Below are 24,300 nucleotides of genomic sequence, written 5' to 3'. Positions count from 1 at the left end.
ATGTACGGCGTCGTGGAGGGTAACGATCTCGCCGGATTATCCGGCGCTGCAATCGCTGTCGTGCAACCGGAGTTCATCGTCCAGCCGTGCAGCGGCACAGCAGAACTGAACGCGTATCGGGCACTGCGCAGAGAGACGTTTGTCGCCGAACAGGGCTTGTTCGCCGGCACCGATCACGACGACGTCGACGACGATCCTCGCTGCGTCGTTCTCGTGGCCACCGATCGAGACGGCACCGTGCTCGGTGGGGTGCGCCTGGCACCCTGCACGGCAACGGATCTGGGGTGGTGGGCCGGCAGTCGCCTGGTGGTCACCACCTCTGCGCGCACTTCCGGTGTGGGCCCAGCGCTGGTTCGTGCGGCCTGTGCTCATGCCGAAAGTCGTGGCGTTTTGCGCTTCGACGCGACGGTGCAGAAGCGCAACGAGACACTGTTCACCCGTCTCGGCTGGATCAGGCGTGGAGACGTCGAGGTGGCGAATACTCCACACGTGGCGATGTATTGGCCGATCGACAGGATCGAACGGCTGGTGTCGTCGACCAAGGCGATGCTCGCCGGCGTCCTCGCGCCGCTGAAGGCGCAGCCACTCGGGCTCGGTGCCAAAGAATTTCGAGGTGACGACGGGGTCCCGGTTCCGGGGAGCGACATGATCGCCGCCTGCGATGCGATCATTCCCTCGATGGTCGACCGCGACCCGGAGTGGGCCGGCTGGTGCGCGGCCCTGGTCAACCTCAACGACCTCTCGGCGATGGGTGCCTACGCAGTCGGCATGCTCGACTCCGTCGGTGCACCCACGCAATCTCGACTGACCCGCATCATCCGCGGCCTCGCCAATGCGTCTGCGGCCTGGCAGGTTCCGGTACTCGGTGGCCACACCCAGGCCGGGGTGCCGTCGTCGCTGTCGGTCACTGCGCTGGGCCGCACGACGAACCCGGTACGGGCCGGCGGGGGAAGCGTCGGCGATCGGTTGACACTGACGGCGGACGTCGGGGGTGGCTGGCGTCGTGGATATCAGGGCCAGCAATGGGATTCGACGTCACGGCGCAACTCCGCCGAACTGACGACCATGGCATCGTTCGTCGCCCGCACCGCGCCCAAGGCCGCCAAGGACGTCTCGATGGCGGGACTGGCCGGGACCACCGGGATGCTGGCCGAGGCAAGCGGAACCGGTGCGGTATTGGACATCTCCTCGATTCCGAAGCCCGACTCGGCGTCGATGGGCGAATGGATCACGTGTTTTCCCGGGTTCGCGATGATCACCGCGGACCGTCCCGGTGCACCGACTGCACCGTCCGGACCTGCACTGTCCGCAGAATGCGGAGAGCTCACCGACATTCCGGGCGTCGCCTTGCGATGGCCCGATGGAATCACCACGCGCGCGGTCACTTCGACGGTGACCGGATTGGGAGAAGCATGAACGACATCACGATCTCCGTGGCCGCAGCCGAATTCGGCCGTGACATGGAACAGGGTTACGCCACCATCGCCGCCCTGCTCGAGGAATCGCGTAATCGCGGTAGCCAACTGCTGGTGCTACCGGAAGCGTGCCTGGGTGGGTACCTGCCCAGCCTCGGTGGCGGTGACGAGACCGAAGAATCGAGACAGCGTCGACTGAAGGCACTTCCACCCGCTCTGGAACTGGACGGCCCCGAGATCAAGCGGGTCATCGACATGGCGGGCGATACCGTCGTCACGTTCGGATTCTGCGAGAAGGACGGCGATACCCGCTACAACGCCGCGGTGACGGTCGACGGCAGCGGCATCCTCGGTTCGTATCGCAAGGTGCACCAGCCACTCGGCGAAAACCTCTGCTACGCAGCGGGAGAGAGCTACTCCGCCTTCGACACTCCGGTCGGCCGGATGGGCATGCAGATCTGCTACGACAAGGGGTTCCCCGAGGCGGCCCGCGAACTCGCGCTCGACGGAGCCGAGATCGTCGCGTCCATCTCCGCGTGGCCCACGGCACGTACCGCGACGACCCCGAACATGGAAGAAGATCGGTGGAAGCAACGCTTCGACATCTACGATCGCGCTCGTGCACTGGAGAATCAGATCATCTGGGTCGCGGCGAATCAGGCCGGCACGTTCGGGTCTCTGAGGTTCGTCTGCAGCGCCAAGATCGTCGGGCCCGGCGGTGAGATCCTCGCGGGCACAGGCGTCGAGCCGGGCTTGGCCACAGCCACCGTCGATGTCGAGGCGCTCATCGGCGCGGCACGTGGCGGTGGCATGTACAACCTGCGCGACCGACGGCCCTCGGTCTATCGCACCATCACCAAGGAGACCGTTCATGCCTGAGATGTCGTTCGTGGTGCGGTGGCCCGACGGACGCGAACAGTCCTGCTACTCGCCCTCTTTGGTGATGCACGACTATCTGAGCCCCGGGCAGGAATACCCGGTGGCCGAGTTCGTTCAGCGAACGTCCGAGGCATTGACCGTGGCGAGCGATCGAGTTCTCGCCAAGTTCGGGATGCGGTGCACGTCGGCCGCGCAGCAGATGGAAGAGATTCACGGTGTCAGCGCGTCGTATCAGGCCGGTGCCGTTCGCGTACTGAGTATGTCGGGAGCTGAATTGCTATGACAGAGAGCCACAGAGCAAGAGAGAACCATTCCGTAATCGTCATCGGCGGCGGGCAGGCCGGACTGTCCATCAGCTGGCATCTGACGCAGCGAGGCATCGACCACGTCGTCCTCGAACGCGACACCATCGCGCACGAATGGAAGGACTCGCGCTGGGACAACTTCACCCTCGTCACCCCCAACTGGCAGTGTGCGCTCCCCGGATACTCCTACGACGGTGACGATCCCGACGGGTTCATGCAGCGCGACGAGGTCTACGCCTTTGTCCGACGCTACGCCGAGAGCTTCGATGCACCGGTCCGAGAGTATGTTTCGGTGAATCAGGCCTTGCAATCCGCGGCAGGCGGCTTCGACCTACAGACCTCCGCCGGCCCCATGCACGCCGATCAGATCGTCGTTGCCGTCGGCGGTTACCACATCCCCACCATTCCGCGCTTCGCCGAGAAGCTTCCCCGCGACATCGTCCAGATCCACTCGTCCGAATACCGCGGCTCGCAGCAGTTCCCGAACGGCGACGTACTGGTCGTCGGCACCGGCCAGTCCGGAGCGCAGATCGCAGAGGATCTCCACCTCGACGGCCGCCGGGTTCATCTCGTCGCCGGCACCGCACCTCGCGTCGCACGCTTCTATCGGGGGCGTGACTGTGTCGCCTGGCTGCACGACATGGGCGTCTACGATGTCTCCATCGAAGATCAACCCGGTGGCGTCGGCAAACGCGAGAACACGAACCACTACGTCACCGGCCGTGACGGTGGTCGAGACATCGACCTGCGCGCGTTCGCCACCGAGGGCATGCAGCTGTACGGCCGTCTGCTGGGCGTGGAGGACGGCGTCCTGCAGTTCGCCCCGACCCTCGAAGCGTCCCTCGACGCTGCGGATCGGGTGGCCGAGAGCATCAAGGACAACATCGACGCGTACATCGAGCGCGAGGGCATCAATGCGCCCACCGAGGACCGCTACGTGCCGGTGTGGCGTCCGGAGTCCGAGACCACCGAACTCGATCTCGCCACCACCGACATTAAGGCCGTCGTCTGGTCGGTCGGGTTCCGTACCGACTACCGCTGGCTGAAGGTCGGGGCGTTCGACGGCGAGGGCCACCCGACGCACAACCGCGGCGTCACATCGGTTCCTGGCCTGTACTTCCTGGGCCTGCCCTGGCAGCACACCTGGGGTTCGGGACGCTTCGCCTCGGTGGCCCGCGACGCCGCATTCCTGGCCGATCAAATCGGCCTCGAGATCAGTGCTGCGCAGTCCCGAAACTCGACGCAGTCCCGAAACTCGACGCAGTCCCGAGACCCAGCGCAGTCGCAGAGTCAGATGGTCTGATCTCGACGTGGCTCCCATCAAGATCGGTGCATTGGCAGCACATTTCGGTAGAGATGTCGATCGGGCCGTACTGAAGATCACGACGATCATCTCCAGTGCGGCCCGCGAGGGAATCGATCTCTTGGTGCTGCCCGACGCATCCCTCGGGGGTTACATCAACAGCCTGAGCAATCCGGATCCGTCCGAGTTGCCGCCCACTCTCGATCCGGACGGTCCGGAGTTGGCCGCCATCATCGCGGCGGCGGGTGCGATGACGGTGTGTATCGGGTACACCGAACTGTCGAAGGGGCTGCGGTACAACGCGGCTGCGTGCCTGACGGGCGACGGGATCCTCGGCAGTCACCGTAAGGTGCATCAGCCGCTCGGGGAATCCTTGGCCTACGCCGCCGGAGATCGGTTCGAGGCCTTCGATACTCCGGTCGGACGGATGGGCATGCTGATCGACTACGACAAGACGTTCCCGGAGTCGGCCCGGACGCTTGCATTGGACGGCGCGAGAATCATTGCGGCGCTGTCCGCGTGGCCGGCCAGCGTCACCGATCGAGCGTCGTCGCTACCCAACGATCGACAGTCGCGACTGTTCGATCTGTACGACGCTGCGCGCGCCGCCGAGAACCAGGTGGTGCTCGTCTCGTCCAACCAGACCGGGGTGATGGGATCCCTGCGGTTCCTCGGCCAGGCAAAAATTGTCGGGCCCGGCGGAGACGTGTTGGCCAAGACGTGGTCCAAAGGCGGTTTGGCCGTGCACGAGATCGACGTCGATGCCGAGGTGGATCGGGCCCGGAGAGGTCTGCATCACCTGGCCGAGCGACGCGTCGATGCCTATCCGGACTTGTTGCAGGAGAAGCCGGATCGATGAAGATCGCGCTGTTGACCTATTCGTCCAAACCGCGCGGAGGCGTGGTGCATACGTTGGCTCTGGCCGAAGCGCTGGCACGCGCCGGCCAGGATGTGTCGGTGTGGTCGCTGGGCCGCGGGGGCGACAGTGAGTTCTTCCGCAAGGTCGACCCGGCTGTCACCGTGCGGATGGTCCCGTTTTCCCACCGCGAGAACGAGAGCGTCGGCGCGCGGATTCTGCGATCGATAGGCGTTCTGCGGCAGGCCTTCACGCCCGACGAGTACGACATCGTCCATGCTCAGGACTGTATCTCGGCCAACGCCGTCGGCCGGTGCATCAGGACCATCCATCATTTGGACGAGTTCACCACACCCGAGCTCGCGGCATGTCACGAACGAGCGATCACCGCGCCGTACGCGCGAATCTGTGTATCGACAGCGGTGGCGAGCGATGTGAATCGCGGTTGGGGACTCGAACCCACGGTCATCCCCAACGGGGTCGATGCCGAAAGGTTCTCGGCAGCTGCAGCATCGGGCAGAACGCACTGGCGGGACAAGCTCGGCAGGTACGTGCTCGCAGTCGGCGGCATCGAGCCACGCAAGGGCAGTCTCGATCTACTCGACGCCTTCGCCGGGCTGTCCGATCGCCACGTGCAACTGGTGTTCGCCGGCGGCGAGACCCTGTTCGACTACCGTGACTATCGAGCCGAATTCGACCGTCGAGCAGTAGAACTGGGCATGGAGCCGGTGATACTCGGAACCTTCGACGACGACGAGCTGCCGCATCTCGTGGCGCAGGCTGCGGCGCTGCCGTTCTTCTCCACCAAGGAAGGCTTCGGCCTGGCCGCGATGGAGGCGCTCGCCGCATCGACTCCGGTGGTGGCGCGTGATCTGCCGGTACTGCGAGAGGTGTTCGGAGACAGCGTCACCTACGCATCGTCGGTGGAGACCATGGCCAGCGAATTGGACCGTGCGTTGCACGAGCCGCAGGATCCGTCACCGGGGCTGGCGCTGGCGCACAGCCTCACCTGGGACGAGGCTGCGCGTCGACACTTGGAGTTCTACTCCTCGCTACGCTGACCGGTTCGCTTGTTGCGTTTGAGCCGGTGAGGCTTGAGCTTGTGGAACCCTTTGACCCGTAGTGAACGGACCGATTTGAGGTAGAACTCCGAGTCGTGACGCAGTTCATCCGTCATGACGGTATCGACCAGGATCGTTCCGGGATTGGCCGAACTGGTTAGGCGCGCAGCAATATTGACCACCGACCCGTACAGGTCACCGTACCGGGCCAGTACCGGGCCCCACGCCAGCCCGACCCGCAGATCCGGCATGTCCTCCTGCTCGTCGAAGGCGTCCTGGAGGTCGAGGGCGATGTGGGCGGCATCCTCGGGGGTCTGCGCGCTGAACATCACCTCGTCGCCGACGTTCTTGATCACCGAACCGCGCCCTCGCGCAATGATATTGGTGGCCAATGACTCGAATTCCTCGAGTAGCGTCGTCAACTCGCCGATATCGAGTCGACGCGTCAGGCTCGTGTAGCCGACCATGTCGGCGAACCCGACGGCCATCGTGGGACTGTCGGCGGCGTCGTCGGGAGCGGCGATGGATCGACCGGCCGCTGCTGCCAGGTGGCGTCGCCAGGTGTATCCCTGGAGCGCTTCGAGGGTGGGGACGGTTTCGGCGGCGATGGCACGGGCGTTCCGTCGAATCGCGTCGATGTCGTTCGTGCCTTCTTGGCTGTCGATGATGCGTTCGAGTATGTGAGAGTTCACAACGCCCACTTGCCATTCCGCGAGCCGGGACATCGACTGCCCAAGGGTGCGTGCGATCGCAACCTCCATCTCGGGCTTGATCACCTTCTGCGCGGTCAGTGCGGTGATCAGCTTCAGAGCTTCGAGATCGGCGTCGGTGTAGACGAGTGCGTCGGTATCGGTGTGGACGGGGAAGCCCATGCCGATCCACAGGGCGATGACCCGCTCGAGCGGAATCCCGGACTTCTCGACGATGTCGGCGCGGTTGTACTTGGGCTCGCCGCCCAATAGATTCCGCTCGATCTCCGTCTGTACTACCGAGTTGATCTGATTCTCAGGCATATCCCAACGTTCTGTCGAAATAGGAACGGACGGCGTCCACGTACTCGTCGATCTTGTCGGGATCCCAATCCGTGGTGGGTATGGGCTCGCCGACGGTGACCTTGACCGTACCGGAGTGAACGGTGAAGTCCTTCTTCCACATCACGTCACCGGCGTTGTGAATGACGATCGGAACAATCGGCACGCCGGCCTGCATCGCCAGGTGAAAACCGCCTTTCTTGAATCGGCCGAGACGGGACGTCGGCATGCGAGTGCCCTCGGGGGCGATGGCGACGGAGATGCCGCTGTGCAGCTTCTCGATCGCAGGCCGCATGGCCTCTCGCGCTTGCGCAGGATCGCCGCGGTCGACATAGGCGACGTCGAAAATTCTGCCCAGCAATGCGAAGCGCGGATCGCGTTCGAGTTCCCGCTTCGCGACGGCGGTGATGTCGCGTCGCAGGATGGAAGTGACGATGATCGAGTCGGCGGTGCTCTGATGGTTGAACATGAAGACGGCGGGCCGGGCCGACCAGGCATTTTCGGTTCCGGTGACGTCGAGCTTGACCCCGGCGAGGGTCAGCGCGATGTCCGGGGCGATGGTGCTGGTGATATTGGCACCGGTACGGCGACTGCGGGTGAGCAACCCCAGACCGAGCCCGATCGACGCACTCGCGAGCACCGATCCGAGCGCCGCCGTGCTGCGTACGGCCGACGTGATATCCGTGCCACGCTTCGGGCTGTCCAGCGTCAGGGCCGGCCAGTTCTTCTTGGCGGCATAGCGCGCGAGATCAGGATCGGGGTTGAGGGCGATGGGACGGCCCACGGCCTCGAGCAGCGGCACGTCCTCACCGCCGTTCGAGTATGCGAAACAGCCTGCCAGAGCAATGCCTTCACGTTCGGCGTAGTCGATTGCCGCCTGTGCTTTGCGGGGTCCCCAGAGCGAATCGCCGACGAGCTCACCGGTGAGAATCCCGTCGGTGACCACCGGAGTCGTGCACAGCAACTCCTCGAACATCATGTCCTGCTGCACCGGCAGTGCCTGGTACGGCGTGGCCGAGGTAGCCATCACCAGGCGATGCCCTGCGTGCCGGTGAGCCTCGACGAGGGCCCGGGCCTGCGGGTAGATCATCGGCGCGATCTCGTTGCGGAAGAGGGTGTATGCCTGTTCCATCAGGTCCTCTTCGCGACGGCCTTCGAGGCCGCGGACGGCCTTGCCCATCAGATTGTCGACGGGGGAGTTGCGCATCCGCATCTCGACGACGGCACTGGAGATCTCCCACAGTTCCTTGACCGTGACGTCGAGGGTCTTGAGGCGTTCGAGAAACACTGCGCGAGCAGAGAATCCGTTGATGAGGGTGCCGTCGAGATCGAAGAAGGCGATGGTGTCTCGGCCGGGTGGGGCGGCGGCGATCGCTATCAGTCGATCGTCGAAGTCGGTCATGGATTGTTCTCCTCGGGGGCAGAGATCGGTTCCACCTCACGGAGCATTCGGTGCGCCATATCCCGGATGGTACGTACCTTGCGGGCCCATTCGTCGATCTCCAGCGCGAAGTCCCTGCGGCGGCGGGCGATGCCGTCCGAGCTGGAATCGATCAGGTCGCGGTTCTCGGCCAGTTGCAGTGCAGTGTCGAACAGTTCGCCCGAGATGGACTCACTGTGATCGAGCTGCTGGCGGAGCCGCCTGGCCTGGGCAGCGCCGAGGCATTCCGAGATGAACTTCGGTTTGTCGAATTCTCCGCTCTGCGGCAGCAGCATCAGCTGGTCGGCCACTACCTGGTAGGCCTCGAAGATCGGCTGCAGTACGCGGTGCGCCAGGTGCAGATCCTGCGATTCAAGCTGTCGCGCAGCATAATCGGGGTCGCTGATGCTGGTGCGCCATTCCGGGTCGATGAGATCGACCTCGGATTCGAGACGCTCCCCGAAGTCCTTCTTGTCGCCGAAGAAGAACTCGAACTTGAGTAGATCTCGCAATTGCAGGGCCGATGTCCACAACGATTCCTGAGTCAGCGGCGTCGAGTCACCCTCGGTCGGTAGCACCACCAGTTCGCCGATGGCGCGCATCACGAAGAAGTGAATGGCGTTGTTGCGGAAGAACGCTGCCACCAGATGCTTGTCCTGCGCCAGGTAGAACAGCGGATCGGGGCCGTCGTCGAAACGCTTGACGACGTTGGCGTTGACCTGTGCGATGACGGCCGAGCGGACGACGTCGACGTCGGCGATGTCCACCCCGCCCGCAGTGGGTAGGTTTCTGCGTTTGATGTAGCCGGCCAACGGCGAGATGATGGCCCACATTTCGTTGACGTTGAGTGCGCGATCCTCGATACCCAACAGCGCCATCGTGACCAGTGCTGCCGGGGTCACCGGCGTCGCATCGTTGATCGCATGGGAGACACCGAGCGCGATCTTCTGCACCGCGACGCGCTTGTCGGTGTTCTCGGCGACGATCGCCGCCACCGACATCGGCTCTCCGAAGTTCAGATAGACGTTGCCGCGCAACGTGCCCTGAGCGCGGATGTACCCGATGGCCATGCGAATGCCTTCGGCTTGCTTCTTCGCCCCGTGCGATTCTTCGGCCATCGCGCCGACCTCGTGCAGTCGGTCGTAGGTGATGGACGTCGGAATCAGATAGACGTCCTCCGCGTCGCTCGACTCGAGGGCGTCGACGAGGTAGGTCAGCAGACCGAACCGCGGCGGGCGGAGCTTTCCGGTGCGGCTGCGTCCGCCCTCGATGTACCACTCGAGGTTGAACCGCTTGCTGAGCAGAAAACTCATGTACTGACGCAGCGTCCATTTGTAGATCGCGTCCGAGAATTTGCGCTGAATGAGCACCACGCCACTGCGTTTGGCTATCGGGCCCAACGGCCAGAAGCCGACATTGATGCCGCCCATGACGTGATTGAGCGGCAGTCCCTCGGCGAGAAGCGCGGGACGCAGCACGAGTGGGTCGAGGTAGGAACGGTGATTGGGCAGGAACACCAACGGATAGTTCTTGTTGAGTTCGCGAACCTTCTGCAGCTGATCGCGATCGACGTCGACCTTGTACGCCCGTGAGAAGTACGCGCCGAGGGTGCCCCACATCTCGACGGCGCGCCTGGTCTCGGTCGCCACCATCTCGCCGAGGATGTCCTGAACCCTCTTGTCGACGGTGTCGCGATCCTGGCCGACGTGGTCTGCGAGCTCGGTGATGCCGTCCCTGAACTTCTTCTGCTCCGTCATGTCCTCGACGACGAAGCGCGGAATCTTGTACTCCGAGCCGATGACTCCGCGTTCGGCCTTGTCCAGTGCGAGACTCGCCTGCCGCAGGATGAACGACGACAACGACGTCCCGCCGCCGCGCTCGAACCGATCCTGCAGATCGCTCAGGGTTGCGGGTTCACCGACCAGCACTGCGGAGTGATCGGGATCGTCGTTGGCCACCCACCGCTGCCACACCCGTGTCGGCTTCGAGCGGCCTCTCGGGGCGAAGATGCGGTGCAGAATGCCGGTGCTTCGATCGGTCAACGTGACCCGCAGCGGAATGAGCAGCGGATCGTCGGCGTACCCGCGGACGGTGTCCGACAGTGATGTCCTGGCCTCACCGGACAGAACGACCGACGGAGGCCGACGTTCTCCGTCCGGGGTGGTGGCGTCGATCCACTGATTCAGGGCCTGAACCTCGAGAGTGCTTCTGGCATCGAGCAAGTACACGTGCGGACCGTCGCTGAGCGATTGCTGGTCCGCGTCGAGGTGGTACATCGAAGCTCCTGTTCCGTACCTGCGCAAGAAGGTACGCCGTCAGGCTACGCGGGAGAATCCCGGCGCGAGGGCGGTTCGGCGAGGTGGTCGACGGCACTCGACGGGCGCTCGAACGGCCTGTCGGTTAGAGTCGTGTCATCGGCCTTCTCTGGCCAAGCCTCTCGAGTGTTAATCGCAGTAACTGTTACTTGCGGTTACAGTTACTCGGGGTTACACATACTTGGGATCGACGTCATCCTCGCGACCGATACTCGATGCCGTGCTGCCTGCGCACGTGAATCTGTGCGACAGTATTCGCAAACACTTTCGAGAAAGGCCGGTAGTCGATGCCACCCCGTGGGCGCGCCGTGAACGATTCGCTGACTCCCGAGAACCTGACGACGCTGGCAGCAGCGCTCGCCGAGGGACGTCGCGCCACCGTGTATCTCCGCGAGCCGAATCCAAGCCTCGGCCTGCCCGACGGTACGTCGGCCAAGGTGGTGTCCATCGACGGCAACACCGTCACCATCAGCCCGAAGGGCGTCAACGACGAACTGCCCTACGAGGCCGAGGAACTGCGCATCACCCGCAACCCGGCGACCCCACCCGCGCCTGCCAAGCGCATCCCCGCAAAGAAGACGGCATCGGCCGCGCCGGTATCGAAGCCGGTCGCTGCCTCCGAGCCGGTCGCTGTCTCGAAAACGAGCCCTACTTCTACATCGGTCACGGCTTCTACATCGAGCGCTGCTCCTAAGTCGGTACCGGCGACCGACGTGGCCGGCAAGTCCGCCGGTGCGGCGTCTGCGTCGACCGGCTCGGCCCCACGTCGTCCGAAGAAGGCGCCGGGCGGAGTGAGCGTGACCATTCATGCCGGTGCCGACAACGATTGGTCGGTCACCGTCACGCAGGGCGCGAAGAGGCCGACCAAGGCGCAGCCGGTGAGTCCGGAAGCGGTCGGTCGGGCCGTTCGTGAACTGGGCGATGTCACTGCACGCGATGCCGTCGAGGCTGTGATCTCCCATGCACGTGAAGAGGCGGCACGCCGCGTGGCCGAACTGAGTCGTCAACTCGACGAAGCTCGGACGACTCTTGCGGCCCTCGAGCAGGACGTATGAGCGACTAGCTCGTGTTACGACACGTTCTGTTGCTAGGGTTCTGCCGACACCGCTGAGAGGGAGTACATGTTCAAGAAATTCATGCTCGTCGTCGTGGGGGCGGCTGCAATCGTAGCCAGCGTCGGCGTGGGGACCGCATCCGCGGCCGCTCCTGCAGCTCTCGGCGGTGGGTCCGGAATCATCGTCGGAGGCCAGGCGGAGTGCACGCTGACGACGATCGGCAACGACCGCAACGGAAATCTCGTGGGCTTCACCGCCGGTCACTGTGGCCAAGCGGGTGCCTCCATCGTCCCGGAGTACGACACCTCTCTCGGTGAGGTGGGCCGCATCGCATTCTCCAACCCGGAGTACGACTACGCCCTCATCGAATTTCAGCGTGACAAGGTTGCCCCGATCAGCCGCGTGGGCAACGTGACCATCTCTCAGGTCGGCCCGCCGACGGCGTTCCCGAACATCGTCTGCAAGGAAGGCCGCACGACCGGCAACACCTGCGGCCTCGCGTACGGAGACGTTCTGCAGTCGCAGGAGACCTGGGCGCAGCTGTGCGTCGTCGAAGGCGACTCGGGTAGCCCGGTCGTCGTCGGCAACACCCTCGTCGGCATGGTCAACGCCTACCTCGGCGTCGCGTGCTTCGGCCCCGAGGTCGGCACCAACTTCGACGCGATCCTTCGCAACGTCGATCAGGGCAACGGCCTCGGCGCAGGATTCGTCCCCGCTCCCTGACCCGCACTCGTAGACCGATGCCCCGTCGGCGCAATCACATTGCGCAGGCGGGGCATTCGTCGTTTCAGGGGTGGGCTCCGGCTGGCGCGTCCGCGGCACGGACACCGCTCACGATGCGTTCGGCTTCGTCCGGTGCGATTCCGAGCAGGACCAGACTCGACGTGGTGGCCGCACCTGTGGGGTCGGTGAGCAGCCCGGCATTGGTGGCCTCGAGGATCGACAGCGCGATGGCTTCGATGTTGAGGATCAGCACCTCGGCCGGCAGATAGGTGGAGAACACACCCTCGCGCTGTCCACGTCGAATGACAGCCGCAGCCGACTCCCGCATCGGTCCCAGCAGGTCGTGAAGACCGTTGTGTCCCAGGTCGGTACGCGCAACCGCCAGTAGGAGCCGGTACTGATCTCCGACGCGTGCCAGTGCCAGCGTCTGGCGCACGAACACGGTGACAGCAGATTCGTCGACGGCCGGATCACGTTCGAGCGCGGCGGAGATGCGTTCTGCGGCTTCGAGTGCGATGCCGTCGATCAGGGCTTCGCGAGAGGCGAAGTGCGAGTAGACCGTTCGTCGGACCACCCCGGCCGCGGACGCAACGTCGTTGATAGTCGCGTCCGGATTGTTCGCCAGTACCCCCTGCGCGACATCGAGAATTCGCGCTCTGTTCGAGCGGGCGTCACTTCGCTGCACGGGCGATCGGTCTGTCCGTACGCTCGGTCTCGACTCCGTCGTCTTCGGCACACGTCCACTTCTAGCACGATCGCGTCGACGCAGTGTGGTTGCCGCCACAAAAGATTGCCGATCTTAGCCGGAAGTTCTTAAGCTGCACAGCACTGTGCAAGGTGTGTCGCACTTTGCCAACGGGGGGAACACATGACACTGCTTGCGATGACACCTGTCCAAGAAATGCACAAACCCTATGCTCGACGCTGGTCGGCGTTGGTGGTGTTGTGCCTGAGCCTGCTGATCGTGGTCATGGCGAACACGTCATTGCTCGTCGCCGCGCCGTCGATGACGATGGATCTGGGCCTGACCAGCAGTGATCTTCAATGGGTGATAGACGGATACACCGTCCCGTACGCGTCGTTGATGCTGTTGTGCGGAGTGATCGGCGACCGCTACAGCAGGCGAGGCGCGCTGATCATCGGGTTGATCATATTCGTGGCGGGGTCGGTGGCGGGGGCGTTGACCGATGCCACGCTCGGCGTGATCCTGGCCCGAATCGTCATGGGTGTCGCAGCCGCGATCGTCATGCCTGCGACGTTGTCTCTACTTGTTGCCACGTTCCCCAAGCGTGAGCGGGCCACCGCCGTCACCGTGTGGGCGGCGACGTCCGGCCTCGCCATCGCCGCCGGACCGCTGCTGGCCGGGTGGCTACTCGAAAGCTTCACCTGGAGCTCGACGTTCCTGATCAACGTCCCGATTGCGCTGGCCGCCATAGCCGGAGCCGTCGTACTCGTCCCGCCGTCGCGAGCCGTCGATGCCGGTGCGATCGACTGGATCGGCGGGTTGCTCTCGGTACTGGCTGTCTCGACCGTCGTCTACTCCATCATCGAGGGCATGCACTTCGGCTGGACCGTCGGGCCGCTGTACTTCGGCCTCGTCGGACTGCTGTCGGTGTTGGGTTTCGTGGGCTGGGAACTACGACACCCCAATCCGTTGCTGGACGTGCGGATGTTCTCCTCGCGTGTCCTCGGGGGTGCCACCCTTGCGGTATTGGTGTTCTTCCTGGTGACGTTCGGGGCGATTTACCTCGTGGCGCAGTACCTCCAGTTCGCTCTCGGGTACGGCCCGGTCTCCACCGGAGTGCATCTGCTGCCGCTGGCCGGTGCAGTGTTCGTCGGCTCGGGAATCACGATGTGGCTGACCCCCAAGATGGGGCCGCGTGTCACCGTCACCGCGGGCATGATCGTGGGCACGCTGTCTGTCGTCTCCCTCGTCGGAATCGATTCGGCAGCAACGTATGTCGATTTCCTGCCCGTACTGACACTGCTCGGACTCGCCATCGGACTGTCCGTCTCGCCCTGCACCGATGCCATCATGGGTGAGTTCCCGGACGACAAGCTCGGTGTCGGCGGCGGCCTGAACGACACTGCACTCGAACTGGGCGGGTCTCTCGGCATCGCTGTATTGGGTTCGGTTCTGGCGGCGTCGTATCGACAGGGAATCGAGGGGTTTCTGCAGACCTTCCCCGGTAAGCAACCCAATGGCCAGTACACCGGTCAGGCCGCAGAAGGGCTTGCGGCATCGCAGGATTCGCTGGCCGGTGCGGTGATCGTCTCGGACATCATTCGCGAGCAGAATGCATTTCTGAGCGGCTTCGCAGACAATCTCGAAGCGAATGCCATCTCTGCCTTCGGCAGTGCCGTCGTGCACACCAGTGTCGTTGCGGCCGTGGTGTTCGGCACCGGAACCGTGATCGTGGCGTTCCTCATCCCGGCCAAGAACAAGGCGCTCGCGTCGTCGTCGGACATGATCGCGTTCGAGCCGATCGTGCCCTTCGTTGCGCCGCCGGCCACGAGCGCAGCGGCTGTCCGTGAGGTCGCCGAGCTCGAGCAGCTACTCGAACGCCCGTCGGCAGCCAAGCCCGAACCGAGTACGCCGCGTGTACCGCGAACAGCGAAGCCGCACAACGCTGCCGCGCCGGCACTGGTCGACGCCGAACTCGAACGCCCCAGCATCTATCAATTGGCGCTCGAACTCGGCGAACTGCCCGTCGTACCCACACCGCCGGACGTGGAGCCGACCGAACCGTTGCAGACGTTCTACCAACGAGCCAGCCGACAACACGCGACGTGCACCGAGCTGAACGAACGCTCGAGCCCTATCTGGGCCATGCCGCTGTAGACCTCCCGAACGCGTGAATGGACCACTGCACTGCCGCCGGGTTGGGATCAATGCGCCTTTGTTGCAGTCCAACTGACTGAAACCCACATTGATCCCAGCCTTCTACCGGAGTTTCACCGGAGCTCGCGGCGGCGTCGAAGCCGAGCAAGCTCCATTCTTTAGCTCACCGCGCCTTGCTCCTCGCCGGTCCCGTCGTCGTCGAAGACGTCTCTCAGGGCTCTTCCCAGGTGAGGGTGTGGGTCGGCCGGGCGCGTCGGTCCGCAGATAGACGTCGAGGTCTCCCGACGATGGAGGTTCCTACGCCATCCATCCGAAAGACCTCGACGTGTCCGACGCTACCCCGCCGGCCGGCTTCGGCCGCCCTGACCTGACCGCCTTCGCTCGACTCGACGGCCTCGGTCTGAGCGTGACCGGGCAACGACTTGAACCGGATCGTGCGGTCCTCGCGTGCCGCGTGGTGGAACCAGATCAGTGGTGCCGACGGTGCGGCAGCGAAGGCGCTGCTCGTGACACCGTGATCCGGCGGTTGGCCCACGAGCCGCTGGGCTGGCGACCGACCGTGCTGGAAGTTGTAGTGCGCCGCTACCGCTGTGCCGACTGCGGACACGTGTGGCGCCAAGACACCAGCGCCGCGGCGGAGCCACGCGCGAAGCTCTCGCGCACCGGGTTGCGGTGGGCGCTGGAAGGGATCGTGGTCGCACACCTCACCGTCGCCCGTGTCGCCGAGGGACTCGGGGTCGCGTGGGACACCGCCAACAACGCGGTCCTGGCCGAAGGCAATCGGCTGCTGATCAACGACCCCACGCGGTTCGAGGGCGTGAAGGTCATTGGCGTCGATGAGCACGTCTGGCGCCACACCAGGCGTGGCGACAAGTACGTCACCGTGATCATCGACCTCACCCCGGTCCGCGATGGCGCCGGCCCAGCAAGGCTGCTGGACATGGTCGAGGGCCGGTCGAAGGCGGCGTTCAAGACCTGGCTCGCCGACCGCGACGACGCCTTCCGTGACGCGGTCGAGGTGGTCGCGATGGACGGCTTCACCGGGTTCAAGACCGCCGCTGCGGAGGAGATCCCGGACGCGGTCACGGTGATGGATCCCTTCCACGTCGTGCGCCTGGCCGGTGACGCCCTCGACAGGTGTCGGCGCCGGGTCCAACTCGCGATCCACGGGCACCGTGGGTTCAGGGACGACCCGCTCTACAAGTCGCGGCGCACGCTGCACACCGGCGCGGACCTGCTTACCGACAAGCAGAGCGACAGGCTACGCGCGCTGTTCGTTGATGACGCTCACGTCGAGGTCGAGGCGACCTGGGGTGTCTACCAGCGCATGATCGCCGCCTATCGCCACGAGGACCGGCAACGTGGCCGCGAGCTCATGGAGAAGCTGATCACCGACCTCAGCGCCGGCGTCCCCAAGGTGCTCACCGAGCTCACCACCCTGGGCCGGACCCTGAAGAAGCGAGCCGCCGACGTGCTCGCCTACTTCGAACGACCCGGCACCAGCAACGGGCCGACCGAGGCGCTCAACGGACGGCTCGAACACCTGCGCGGCTCCGCACTCGGGTTCCGCAACCTGACCAACTACATCGCCCGAAGCCTGCTCGAGACCGGCGGATTCAGACCCCAACTCCTACACCCCCGATTGGGATGAGCCACTTACGTACGACATAAAGAGAGTCTCTCAGTCGAAACACGCGGCGCGGGGTCGTTCATATTCAGCTGTCCGACGACGCCGTTGTCCGAGTATCGCCGCGCGGCCTGCTTCCGGGGAACGACTTCGGCTTTGGCAGACGACGCGAGCGCGCCGCTGGGACTCGGAATGGGCCGACGGGGTCTTCGAACGCCGGGATTCTGCCCATCCTGCTGTTCGATTTCGCGGTCGGTGGAAGCGACAGATTACGCGGGGGAGCTACACCCCGGCCTGGGGTACAAGGCCGCACCCAATTCGCCAGAGCATGTCGGTAAGCCTTTATCTGGGGATCCCTTGCATAGTCTTATGCCCGCGGTGTCGATCGCCCCCACCCGGCGTCGCTCGTGATCGCCTGCAGCAGTGGCTGAGTGCGGTAGGGGAGGGGCGTCGTCAACGCCACGGTGGTGCTCGAGTGCCACACCCCGACTATGCCGAGCACCTTCTCGATAAGCTCCTGCAGACTCGCGTGATCCTGCGTTGCGACGCGAACGAGCAGATCTTCCCTCCCGGTTGTCGCGTGGATCTCGAGCACTTCGGGGATATCCCTCAGCGCCGCTACGACGGAACTGAGATACCCCTGTTCGAGTTCGAGCGCGAGGAAGGCCTGAACGTCGATTCCGGCCAGAGCCAGATTTAGCTCGGGCCGAAAGCTCCGGATCAGCCCGGTGTCCTCCAACCGTTTGATTCGGGACTGAACGGTGTTGCGCGTGATTCCGAGGGTCGCCGCGAGCTCCACGATCCCGGCGCGGGCGTCCGTCGTCAGAAGCCCGATGAGCTTGGCGTCCAACTGGTCGATGGTGAGCATTTCGTAGACCTCCAAAGGTGTTCCAGATCACTGTCTGCACGTTCTGCTTAGTTGTACTCGCATCAGTTGACCGTGGTGCTGGGCAGGTACATGGTTGCGGGACCGATAGGTCAACTAGAGCAGCTTCTTGTGCCAGATGTGAGGTAACCGTTCGATGACCCAGCTCGACGACGTAACGACGGTCCAGCCTGATTTCGATCCCACGGATCGCTACCGGACCGATTCCGGGCCCACACTCATGACCGGTGTTCAGGCCATCGCCCGGCAGCTGGTGGAGCAGCACGCCCGCGACCAGCGGGCCGGCCGCAAGGTAGCGACGTTCGTCTCCGGCTACCAGGGCAGTCCGCTGGCCGGCCTGGATCGACTGCTCGCCGGCATCCCCGAGCTCGGCTCGGTCCACGACGTCCGGCTCGTACCCGGCATGAACGAAGAGCTCGCCGCGACGTCGGTGTGGGGCAGCCAACTCGAGCTCCCCAGCGGAACCGCGACCCACGACGGCGTCGTCGGCGTCTGGTACGGCAAAGGCCCTGGCCTCGACCGCGCCAGCGACGCACTGCGCCACGGCGCGATGTACGGCGCACACCCGGCCGGAGGTGCGTTGGTACTGGTGGGCGACGACCCGGCGGCCAAGTCGTCGACCGTCCCCGCTGCCAGTGAACGCTCGCTCGCTGCACTGTCCATGCCGATCTTTTTCCCGCGCAACGCCGAAGAGATCATCGCCTTCGGGTTGTACGGCGTCGCCCTGTCCCGGCTGTCCGGTTGCTGGTCGGCCATGAAGATCAACGCCGACGTCGCCGACGGGTTGTGGACGCTCGATCGCAACTTCTCCGACTTCGAGATCGTCTCCCCGTCGATCGAGTGGGAAGGGCGGCCGTGGACCTACCGTCAACGTGTTCCCGGTCCGCCGCCGGACAGCGTTCTCGCAGAAGCCGACCTCTACGGCCCGCGGTGGGCGATGGTCGAAGCATTCAACGCCGCCAACGACGTCGACTCGATCGAGATCGATCCGGACAACGCGTGGCTGGGCATCGTTGCCGTGGGAACCGCCTACGATTCGGTTCGACAGGCCCTGCGCGAACTTGGTCTCGACGACGACAAGCTCGTCGACGCCGGGATCCGCATTCTGCGTGTCGGAATGCCGTACCCGCTGGGTTCGGCGAAAGTCCGGCAGCTCGCACGTGGCGTCGAGACCGTGCTCGTCGTCGAGGACAAGACGTCCTTCGTCGAGGCACAGGTCAAGGATGCGCTGTACGGCTCAGGCCATGCCCCGGCAGTCGTCGGCAAACGCGCGTCCTCCGGCACCGTATTGATCCCCGCGGACGGGGAGCTGACCGCTGCGCGGCTGCGAAAGCCGTTGCGCACGCTGCTGTCCGGTCGTGTGGAGATCATCGTTCCACCGCCGCCGCCGCTCGAGCTGACCGTTCTGTCTTCGAAGCGGACCCCGTACTTCTGTTCGGGGTGCCCGCACAACCGATCGACGGCTGTTCCGGAAGGCTCCCTGGCAGGCGGCGGAATCGGTTGCCACACCTTGGTCACGATGTCTTCGCGTACCGACTCTCAGGTGACAGGTCTGACGCAGATGGGCGGCGAAGGGGCGCAGTGGATCGGACAATCCCCGTTCACCGACGTCGGGCACATCTTTCAGAATGTCGGTGACGGAACGTATTTCCACTCCGGGCAGCTTGCTGTGCAGGCCTGCATCGCCGCCGGGGTGAACATCACCTACAAGATCTTGTTCAACTCCGCCGTCGCCATGACCGGCGCTCAGGACGCGGAGGCGGGTCTGAGCGTGCCCGACCTGACCCACAAACTCGCCGCCGAGGGCGTCGCGAAGATCATCGTCTGCGCCGACGAACCCGAGCGCCACCGGGGTGCGTCGTTCTCCGTCGGGACCGTGCTGTGGGATCGGGACCGGCTCGACGAGGCGCAACGGCTCCTGCGGGACACCACGGGTGTCACCGTCCTGATCTACGACCAGCAGTGCGCCGCGGAGGCGCGTCGTAAACGCAAGCGGGGCACGTTGCCGGCGCGACGGACGCGCGTGGTGATCAACGAGGCCGTGTGTGAGGGCTGCGGCGACTGCGGTGTCAAGAGCAACTGCCTCTCGGTGCAACCCGTCGACACCGAGTTCGGCCGCAAGACCCGTATCGATCAGGGCAGTTGCAACACCGACTACTCCTGCCTCGATGGCGATTGCCCGTCGTTCGTCACCGTCGAGCTCCCCGAGTCGCCGGTGGCGACGGTGAAGAAGGCTGTGGCACAGCCGCCGTCGGTATCGGACGTCGTGCTCCCGACAGTCGAGGCGACGCACAACATCTTCCTCGCCGGCATCGGCGGGACCGGCATCGTCACCGTCAACCAGGTGCTGGGCATGGCAGGCTTGCGCTCGGGTCTGCACGTCGAGGGGCTGGACCAGACCGGGTTGAGCCAGAAGGCAGGTCCGGTCACCTCGCACCTGCGACTGAGTCCACACCGCGCCGAACCGTCCAATCGCATCAGCCCCGCCTCGGCGGACTGCATCCTGGCGTTCGATCTGCTCACCGCGGCCGATGGCAAGAACGCAGGCGTCGCCGATCCCGCACGGACGGTCACGGTTGCATCGACCAGCCGGACGGCGACGGGCGAGATGGTCTACGACCCGTCCGTCTCGTACCCGGACGAGAGCGGTCTGCTCGACCGACTGGACGTGCTGTCCAAGCAGCTCGTGAGCTTCGATGCGCTGGCGGCTGCGGAGACGCTGTTCGGCAATACCGCCGCAGCGAACTTCCTCCTCGTCGGAGCGGCCTACCAGGTCGGCGGACTGCCGATCCCGGCCGACGCTATCGAAGAAGCCATTGCGATCAACGGTGTTGCGGTGCAGGCGAACCACGCTGCGTTCCGTTGGGGTCGCGTCGCCGCCGACGATCCTGCAGCGTTCCGAGCCGCGATGACGCAGGCGGCTCCCCTGGCCACTCGGACGATCACACCGGCGCCGGAGCGGCTACTGAACTCGATCACTGTCGACGGTGTGGTTCGCGAACTCGTCGAGCGCCGCGCCGGCGAGCTCGTCGCCTACCAGAGCGAGAAAATTGCCTCCAGGTATCTGGCCGTCGTCGAGCAGGTATGGGCCAAGGAGCGCACGGTCGGTGACCGCACCGAGTTCAGCGAGGCCGTGGCACAGGGATTGTTCAAGTTCATGGCCTACAAGGACGAGTACGAGGTGGCCCGGCTGCTGACCGACCCGGCGTTCCTCGCGTCGGTGTCGTCGGAGGTGCCCGGGGGAGAGAAGCTCACCTACAAGCTGCATCCACCTGCGCTGAAGGCCCTTGGACGCACCAAGAAGATCGGGCTCGGCCCCAACCTGCATCTACCCATGCGCGTTCTCGCCAAGGGGAAGAAGCTGCGCGGCACGGTCTTCGACCCGTTCGGGTACGCACACGTTCGGCGGCTGGAACGAGCACTGATCGACCACTACGAGTCGATGGTGCTCGACGCCGCCGATCATCTCACCGAACAGAACTACGACGCGGCAACCCAGGCCGCGGCGGCAGCGGACATCGTGCGCGGCTACGAGGACGTCAAGCTCGGGAACGTCGATCGTTACCGCGCCCGCCTCACCGAATTGTCCATCGATACAACAGCTCTCCCGACGACCCGCTAGTACACCGACACAGGACAGGAATCATGACACTGATCGACGATCACCGCACGAATACCTTCGGATCGACGGGAGTATTCGGTCGTCCCGATTTCGCCGACGATTCGCCGCACGAGCAGGTGGTGTTCTGTCAGGACGCCGCAACCGGCTTGAAGGCCATCATTGCCATTCACTCGACGGCACTCGGCAATGCCCTGGGTGGGACGAGGTTCTTCCCGTACCGGGACGAGCAGTCGGCTCTGACCGATGTGCTGCGGCTCTCGCGCGGCATGACGTACAAGGCGGCTGCTGCCGGCCTTCATCTCGGCGGCGGCAAAGCAGTCATCATCGGCGACCCCGCGACCGTCAAGACGCCCGAGCTGCTCGAAGCGTACGGCCGATTCGTCGAGACGCTCGGCGGCCGGTACATCACGGCAGGTGATGTGGGAACCACCTCCGACGATATGGATGTCATCGGACGCTCGACCGATCACGTGGTGTCTCGGACGACGGCAGCGGGGGGATCGGGCGACAGCGCACCGTTGACCGCACTCGGTGTGTTTCATTCCATGCGTGCGGCCGCCCAGGCCAACTGGGGATCGACGGATCTCGGGGGCCGCCGCGTGGGCGTCGAAGGCACCGGGAAGGTCGGCTACAACCTCATCAAGCTACTGGTCGAGGCCGGTGCGACCGTCACTGCGACCGACGTGAATGCCGCTGTGCTGCAGCATGTGCAAGCAGAATTCACCGACGTGCGTATCGCCGATCGGGTCATCGACACCGATATCGAGATCTACGCACCCTGTGCGATGGGAGCGACGCTGACGGACGAGAGTGTCCGCGCCCTGAACGCTGTAATCGTATGCGGCGCAGCGAACAACCAACTCATACAGCCAGGCGTCGAGGAGACACTGCGTCAGCGTGGGGTCGTGTGGGTTCCCGACTACGTCGCGAACAGCGGTGGTCTCATTCAGGTAGCGGGCGAGATCGACGGTAGCTCGCGCTCCGAGATCACGGCCCGGGTCGAACGTGTCGGGTCGACGGTCGCCGAAATTCTGCGTCGCCAGCGCGATCAGGGAGTGCTGGCGGGTCATGCTGCGCACAGCATCGTCCAGGAGCGCCTCGCCGCCCGCTGAAATCTATTGGTTTCTTCGAAAAGCATTGCATCAGAACGGAAGTCGGATAGAATGTGATTACCAACACAGTTCGAGTGGATGCCGTGCGAGACCCGCGTGGACCAGGTGCTCGAACAACTCGAAGTCGACAGGTAGAACACAACAGTGGATGAGAAGCGTCCGTCGAGCTATGCCCGAAAGACCGGGATCTTTCGAACCAAATCGGTCGAGCAGTCCATTCGGGAGACCGACGAACCCGACACCAAGCTCCGCAAGGACCTGTCGTCCTGGGACCTCACGGTGTTCGGCGTAGCCGTGGTCGTCGGAGCGGGCATTTTCACGCTCACCGCGAGAACCGCAGGCAACGTGGCGGGTCCGTCGGTATCTCTCGCATTCGTCCTTGCCGCGATAGCGTGCGGACTCGCCGCGTTGTGCTATGCCGAGTTCGCTTCCACCGTTCCGGTGGCCGGCAGCGCATACACGTTCTCCTACGCGACATTCGGTGAGTTCGTCGCCTGGATCATCGGATGGGATCTCATTCTGGAGTTCGCCCTCGCGTCGTCCGTCGTGGCGAAGGGTTGGTCGTTGTATCTCGGTGAAGTTCTCGGCTCCGCGTCGCCGATCGTGACGATCGGTGGTGTCGACATCGACTGGGGTGCCTTACTCATCGTCGTCATCATCACCGGCCTTCTGGCCAGCGGTACCAAACTGTCCTCCCGCGTGTCGCTGATCATCACCGCCATCAAGGTCGCGGTAGTGATACTGGTCGTCGTCGTCGGCGCGTTCTACATCAAAGCCGAGAACTACTCCCCGTATATTCCGCCCGCTGAGGGGGGGACGACGACGGAAGGCGTTCACCAGTCGCTCTTTTCCTTCGTTACAGGTGCAGGCGGCAGCACATTCGGGTGGTACGGCCTCCTAGCCGCAGCGAGCCTGGTGTTCTTCGCGTTCATCGGGTTCGATGTCGTGGCGACCACGGCCGAAGAAACCAAGGAGCCGCAAAAGGCTCTACCCCGCGCGATCCTGGGCTCGCTGGCGATCGTGACGGTCCCCTACGTCGCCGTCACCCTCGTGCTGACCGGAATGGTGAACTACACCGAACTGGCCGGAGACGACTCCACATTGGCGACGGCGTTCGAGCTGAACGGCTTGACGTGGGTGAAGAACGTCATTTCGTTCGGCGCACTGGCCGGCCTGACGACCGTGGTGATGGTGATGATGCTGGGCCAGACTCGCGTGTTGTTCGCGATGTCGCGCGACGGCTTGGCGCCCCGCAGTCTGGCCCGTACCGGCAAGCGCGGCACGCCGCTACGCATCACGCTGATCGTGGGATTCGTTATCGCAGTTCTGTCCGCGTTCTTCCCGATCGGCGTACTCGAAGAGATGGTCAACATCGGAACGCTGTTCGCCTTCGTGCTGGTCTCGATCGGCGTCATCGTCCTCCGGCGAACCCGCCCCGACTTGAAGCGCGGGTTCAAAGTACCGCTGATGCCGTGGATTCCTATCGTTGCTGTCATCGCGTGCCTGTGGTTGATGGTCAACCTGTCCGTCGAGACCTGGCTGCGGTTCGTGATCTGGATGGCAATCGGTGTGGTCATCTACTTCACCTACAGCAAAGGCAACGCAGACAAAACAATTCGCGAACGCGAGCAGGAAGATATCGAGCGGGAAGCGGCGCGTTCGGAGGTAGTCGAGTAGCAAGCATCGAGAGCGCACCCGAATCGACGGGCCCCGTTGTCACACCTCGGCCGACGGGCCCGTCGTTTCGGGGGTCGTGCGCGCCGCCGACCCGTCGAATCTTCCGGCTCGTGTGGCACGTTCTTTGGCTCGCCGATCGGGCCTGAGTGGCCGCACGCCTCCGGTTCGCAG

At 64.4% G+C, this 24,300-nt stretch carries 18 protein-coding genes; 13 read left to right on the top strand and 5 right to left on the bottom strand.

Going from position 1 to position 24,300, the window contains the following annotated elements:
• The 6 genes from J1M81_RS16070 to J1M81_RS16045 are packed head-to-tail and all read left to right on the top strand — an operon-like array spanning position 1 to position 5,819.
• Positions 1–1,416, top strand: coding sequence for an MSMEG_0567/sll0787 family protein (locus J1M81_RS16070; RefSeq protein WP_032372541.1), 1,416 nt, complete (start codon positions 1–3; stop codon positions 1,414–1,416).
• The gene (locus tag J1M81_RS16065) at positions 1,413–2,294 is read left to right on the top strand and encodes a carbon-nitrogen hydrolase family protein (protein WP_032372540.1); all 882 of its coding nucleotides are present in this window, start codon (positions 1,413–1,415) and stop codon (positions 2,292–2,294) included. The genes J1M81_RS16070 and J1M81_RS16065 overlap by 4 nt, the downstream gene beginning before the upstream one ends.
• The gene (locus tag J1M81_RS16060; RefSeq protein WP_027495242.1) at positions 2,287–2,577 is read left to right on the top strand and encodes an MSMEG_0570 family nitrogen starvation response protein; all 291 of its coding nucleotides are present in this window, start codon (positions 2,287–2,289) and stop codon (positions 2,575–2,577) included. Before J1M81_RS16065 ends, J1M81_RS16060 begins: the two co-directional genes overlap by 8 nt.
• Positions 2,574–3,902, top strand: coding sequence for an MSMEG_0569 family flavin-dependent oxidoreductase (locus J1M81_RS16055; protein ID WP_241258169.1), 1,329 nt, complete (start codon positions 2,574–2,576; stop codon positions 3,900–3,902). Before J1M81_RS16060 ends, J1M81_RS16055 begins: the two co-directional genes overlap by 4 nt.
• Before the next feature lie 7 nt (positions 3,903–3,909).
• Positions 3,910–4,761 (top strand): carbon-nitrogen hydrolase family protein, encoded by an 852-nt coding sequence (locus J1M81_RS16050; RefSeq protein ID WP_206498345.1) that lies wholly within the window; start codon positions 3,910–3,912, stop codon positions 4,759–4,761.
• Positions 4,758–5,819 carry an MSMEG_0565 family glycosyltransferase gene (locus J1M81_RS16045; RefSeq protein ID WP_206498344.1) on the top strand — a complete coding sequence of 354 codons (1,062 nt, stop codon included), beginning with the start codon at positions 4,758–4,760 and terminating at the stop codon, positions 5,817–5,819. Before J1M81_RS16050 ends, J1M81_RS16045 begins: the two co-directional genes overlap by 4 nt.
• Here the strand turns inward: J1M81_RS16045 and J1M81_RS16040 are convergent.
• From J1M81_RS16040 to J1M81_RS16030, 3 genes are read right to left on the bottom strand one after another with little or no spacing between them, the layout of a single operon-like run.
• The gene (locus J1M81_RS16040; protein ID WP_206498343.1) at positions 5,801–6,832 is read right to left on the bottom strand and encodes an adenylate/guanylate cyclase domain-containing protein; all 1,032 of its coding nucleotides are present in this window, start codon (positions 6,830–6,832) and stop codon (positions 5,801–5,803) included. The genes J1M81_RS16045 and J1M81_RS16040 overlap by 19 nt on opposite strands.
• A complete protein-coding gene (locus tag J1M81_RS16035) occupies positions 6,825–8,252 on the bottom strand; it encodes an HAD-IB family hydrolase (RefSeq protein WP_032372538.1) in 1,428 nt (475 codons plus the stop codon). Before J1M81_RS16035 ends, J1M81_RS16040 begins: the two co-directional genes overlap by 8 nt.
• Positions 8,249–10,546: a glycerol-3-phosphate 1-O-acyltransferase gene (locus tag J1M81_RS16030; RefSeq protein WP_206498342.1), complete on the bottom strand. Its 2,298-nt coding sequence runs from the start codon at positions 10,544–10,546 to the stop codon at positions 8,249–8,251. The genes J1M81_RS16035 and J1M81_RS16030 overlap by 4 nt, the downstream gene beginning before the upstream one ends.
• Positions 10,547–10,872: 326 nt before the next feature.
• On the opposite strand from J1M81_RS16030, the gene J1M81_RS16025 reads away from it, so the two are divergent.
• Positions 10,873–11,640 (top strand): DUF6319 family protein, encoded by a 768-nt coding sequence (locus J1M81_RS16025; RefSeq protein WP_206498341.1) that lies wholly within the window; start codon positions 10,873–10,875, stop codon positions 11,638–11,640.
• A 66-nt stretch (positions 11,641–11,706) separates the two neighbouring features.
• Positions 11,707–12,363, top strand: a complete 657-nt coding sequence (locus J1M81_RS16020) for a hypothetical protein (RefSeq protein ID WP_027495249.1) — start codon at positions 11,707–11,709, stop codon at positions 12,361–12,363.
• A 64-nt stretch (positions 12,364–12,427) separates the two neighbouring features.
• On the opposite strand, the gene J1M81_RS16015 is transcribed toward J1M81_RS16020, so the two are convergent.
• Positions 12,428–13,048, bottom strand: coding sequence for a TetR/AcrR family transcriptional regulator (locus tag J1M81_RS16015; protein ID WP_032372816.1), 621 nt, complete (start codon positions 13,046–13,048; stop codon positions 12,428–12,430).
• Between the two features lie 183 nt (positions 13,049–13,231).
• Between J1M81_RS16015 and J1M81_RS16010 the strand changes: the two genes are divergently transcribed.
• Entirely contained in the window at positions 13,232–15,205 is a 1,974-nt protein-coding gene (locus tag J1M81_RS16010; RefSeq protein WP_206498340.1) for an MFS transporter, read from the top strand.
• Positions 15,206–15,530: 325 nt separating this feature from the next.
• The gene (locus J1M81_RS16005; protein WP_032401348.1) at positions 15,531–16,856 is read left to right on the top strand and encodes an ISL3-like element ISPfr2 family transposase; all 1,326 of its coding nucleotides are present in this window, start codon (positions 15,531–15,533) and stop codon (positions 16,854–16,856) included.
• Positions 16,857–17,199: 343 nt separating this feature from the next.
• Here J1M81_RS16005 and J1M81_RS16000 read toward each other — a convergent pair whose 3' ends face one another.
• Entirely contained in the window at positions 17,200–17,700 is a 501-nt protein-coding gene (locus J1M81_RS16000; RefSeq protein WP_206498339.1) for an Lrp/AsnC family transcriptional regulator, read from the bottom strand.
• 154 nt (positions 17,701–17,854) lie between these two features.
• Here J1M81_RS16000 and J1M81_RS15995 point away from each other — a divergent pair, with 154 nt between their 5' ends.
• The 3 genes from J1M81_RS15995 to J1M81_RS15985 all read left to right on the top strand — a co-directional run bounded on the left by J1M81_RS15995 (position 17,855) and on the right by J1M81_RS15985 (position 24,129).
• Entirely contained in the window at positions 17,855–21,340 is a 3,486-nt protein-coding gene (locus J1M81_RS15995) for an indolepyruvate ferredoxin oxidoreductase family protein (RefSeq protein WP_206498338.1), read from the top strand.
• A gap of 23 nt (positions 21,341–21,363) precedes the next feature.
• A complete protein-coding gene (locus J1M81_RS15990) occupies positions 21,364–22,452 on the top strand; it encodes a Glu/Leu/Phe/Val dehydrogenase (RefSeq protein ID WP_032375664.1) in 1,089 nt (362 codons plus the stop codon).
• Positions 22,453–22,596: 144 nt separating this feature from the next.
• Positions 22,597–24,129, top strand: coding sequence for an amino acid permease (locus J1M81_RS15985; protein WP_206498337.1), 1,533 nt, complete (start codon positions 22,597–22,599; stop codon positions 24,127–24,129).
• Positions 24,130–24,300: the final 171 nt, after the last annotated feature.

The sequence above is a fragment of the Rhodococcus sp. KRD175 genome (assembly GCF_017168275.1).
GTDB classification, from domain to species: domain Bacteria; phylum Actinomycetota; class Actinomycetes; order Mycobacteriales; family Mycobacteriaceae; genus Rhodococcoides; species Rhodococcoides fascians.
The sequence above is the reverse complement of the archived record's forward strand: the minus strand, read 5'-3'. Positions and strand labels throughout refer to the sequence as shown.